We start from the raw sequence: 3,398 nt of genomic DNA, 5'->3' as shown, positions 1-3,398 counted from the left end.
CCGGTGCTGGAGGCAGAGCAGTTCACGGCATGGAACTTCACGTATGCCGGCTATGACCGCGATGCGTACACGGCCCGTGTGAAAGTGACCGACCGGGGCAGCGTGGTGAAGGAAGACCTGCTGCAACGCGGTGAGACCGGCAGCTACGGACGGACGAACGTGAACGTGGAACCGTTGGACTACCGTGTGTCATGCGGCGATGCCGTGCTTGAGGTGCAGGTGAACACCACATCGCACCCGGACATTGAAGCCACGCTGGCACCGGATGCCGTGTGTACGTTTGACGCCTTCGGGCGAAGCAACACGGAAAACAACCCGGCAAGCTGGGTGAGCGGTGACAAGCGTATGGAGTTCCGGGACGTGCTGTGGAGCGTGAACGAATATGGTGCCGGTAGCGGCTGGCACAAGGACCGCCTGCTGCTGGCCGGTGGTGCAGGTATGACCCTGACCGCTGACGGCGGTTACCGCCCCTTCAACGAGGCGGACAAGCCCGAGGGATTTGCCATCCGTGACGTGGGCATGACGCTGGAGATAGAATACAGCACGGCCAACGTGACGGATACGGATGCCGAGCTGATCACCTGCCTGGGGCAGCTGGACAACGGCAACCGGTACGGGCTGATTGTGACTCCGGAAGAGGCCAAGTTCCTGACCGGTGTGGTGACCGAGGCGATGGATGCCGGACAGGTGCTGCGCTATGAAGACTCGGTGGGTACCAAGTTCCAGCCGGGTACGAATATCCGCATTACCTACGTGTTCTATCCGAACGTGCAGACCAACGAACAGCGCACGCTGATCGGTTTCTATGTGAACGGTGAAGAGTCGGCTGCTTCCAAGTGGCTCGACAAGGTGAATTTTGACATTCAGAGCCAGTTGGAATTTAAGTCGGCGGGTGCCGACCTGAACGTGAAGAGCGTGCGTATCTATAACAAGGCGCTGACCTCGGACGAGGTGCTGAACAACTACATCGTGGACCGCAACCACCTGGAGGATGCCGACGGGGAACCGGGCGTGCGCTCACTGGATGAGGACAACCGCGTGCTGAATGAAGGAGATACGGTGAGCATGGAGAAGCTGATGGGGCTGATGAAGAAGCGCCGGAACTCGATCCTGGTACTGATAGGCACGGGCAGCGTGGGCAGTGAGGTTCCGAGCGACAGCGACACGCTGAACGTGGTGGATGCACTGGCCCAGCTGAACGACAAGAAGGCCAACAAACTGGTAAGGGAGGTCCGTTTCTATAACGGAGAGGACAGGACGCTTGACTTTATCCTTACCAACGTATATGTCCGTATTCAGGGTACTTCTTCCGTGAACTATGCCAGAAAGAACTTCCGTTTCTACTTCCAGAAGACGGCAAGCGGCTGGACGGTTACATTGAGCTACGGGGAGATTGACGGAAACGGCAGGCAGAAGAATCCGGTGGTAACTACCGGCAAAAAAAATCTCTTCAAGTTACGCAGGAACTCGGTAGGCGCGAAGCTGGCATGTTCCAAATGCGACTTCTCGGACTCGTCCATGACCACCAATACCGGAGGTGCGAAGCTTATCAATGACGGACTGAAAGAGATGGGGCTGCTTACGCCTGCCCAGCGTTACGCCAAAGACCATGGGCTGAAGGACGATTACCGTTCGGCCATCGACGGCCTGCCGTGCGACCTGTTCGTAGCGAAGAGTGCCGACGAAGACCTGACCTATTACGGCCAGTACAACATGAACAACGAGAAGAGCGACAGCTACCCCATCTTCGGGCAGGATGAGACCATCGGCGGCGAGAAATGGGGCGAGGGCGACACGCTGAACTACCTGGAAGCCGACGAGGAAGGACACAAGCAGTACCTGCCCGTCTGCTTCGAGACGCTGAACAACTCCAATCCGCTGTGCCTGTTCCACTGGTTGCCGAGTACCGAACCGGAGCATAAGGATTTCATGGACTACAACTTTGACGGAGGACTGGAATTTAATCATCCGAAAGATACCTTCTGGTCGGACGGAGGCGGTGACGCGGAGGAAGAACCGAACCTGAAAGACCACCTCGGTACCGGTGACAAGTACGACAAGATGTACAAGGCCACCGACCGCATGATGAGTTTCGTCTACCGGTGCGTAAAGGAAACGCCTGCGGGCAGGAACATGGTTTACAGCACGGAATCCCATTCGTTCGAGGGGGTGGACTATGAGGACGACGGCGACAAGTTCCCTACCGCCAAGTGGCAGAGCGATACGTTCAGGAAAGAGGCATCGAAGTATTTCGACCTTCCCCACCTGATTGCCTACTATCTGTACGTGCAGTTCAACCTCGGCGTGGACCAGCTTGCGAAGAACATGCTTATCCGCACATGGGACGGTGTGAAATGGTTGATTGACTATTATGACGGCGACTGCCAGCTCGGTTCTGACAACAAGTCGTTCCTGACCGGGAAGTATGACGACAACCGCCAGACGAAGCGCGACGGGGCTTATGTGATGCAGGGTCATAACTCGTGGCTGTGGAACCTCATCGTGGCCAATTGCTGGGACATGATTGTGGAGATTATGGTGAGCGGATGGAACGGGGGCGCAAGCTTCATGAGTGCTTTCAGTATCCAGAAAGCCATTGACCATTTCGATACCGAACAGATGAAGAAGTGGTGCTCGCGCCTCTATAACAAGTCCGGCATCTTCAAATACATCTATCCGTTCCTGAACGAAATGCCGGTGGGTGCGGACGGAGCCAAACAGACCTATCCGCAAATCTACGGTCTGAAGGGTTCGTTGAAAGCACACCGAAACTACTTCATCCAACGCCGGTATGACCTGAAGCAGGTGGAGTACGGCTATGTATCCACGCTGGGTGCCCAGTTCTACCAGAGTACGGCATCGCTGGACAAGGCCTACACGCTGAAACCGATGCAGTACCGTCTGACCATTCCGTACCGTGTGCAGCTTTCCACCAGCAACGGCGTGCAGGCCGACAGCGGCGTGGTGGATGCGGACGTGCTCCACTCGTTGCAGCTGACCCGTGCCTTCGGTGAAAATGACCCGTTGAAGATCATCGGTGCGGCGAAAGTCAAGGAACTGGTTTGGCATGAGGATGCGTTCGCAATCGGCTTCAACTTCGGTCTGCTGACCTCACTGGTAAAACTCGACATGAGCGTGGAGAAAGCCAGCGGTTACCGGAATGGCTCGTTCATGGCTTCGACGAACGGCATGCTGCTTCTGGAAGAAGTGAACATGCGGAACAACCGGCTGGCCCGGAACGGGGACAACGGCAATGTGGCTACTTTGGACTTGAGCTGGCAGGGCCGCCTGAAGAAACTGGACGTGAGGGGTACGGGGCTGACCCGTGTGAAACTGGCCACCGGTGCGCCCGTTGTGCAGTTATGCCTGCCGGACACGATTGAGGAACTGTTCCTGGA

At 56.7% G+C, this 3,398-nt stretch carries 1 pseudogene; it reads left to right on the top strand.

Annotation, left to right across the window (positions count from 1 at the left end):
* Nucleotides 1–3,398, top strand: a pseudogene (locus WKT20_RS17720) (hypothetical protein); the annotation flags it as partial.

This window comes from Phocaeicola sp. ICN-14070, from assembly GCF_037892625.1.
GTDB classification, from domain to species: Bacteria; Bacteroidota; Bacteroidia; order Bacteroidales; family Bacteroidaceae; genus Phocaeicola; species Phocaeicola plebeius.
Note: the sequence above shows the minus strand (reverse complement) of the source record. Positions and strands in the feature narration are given on the sequence as shown.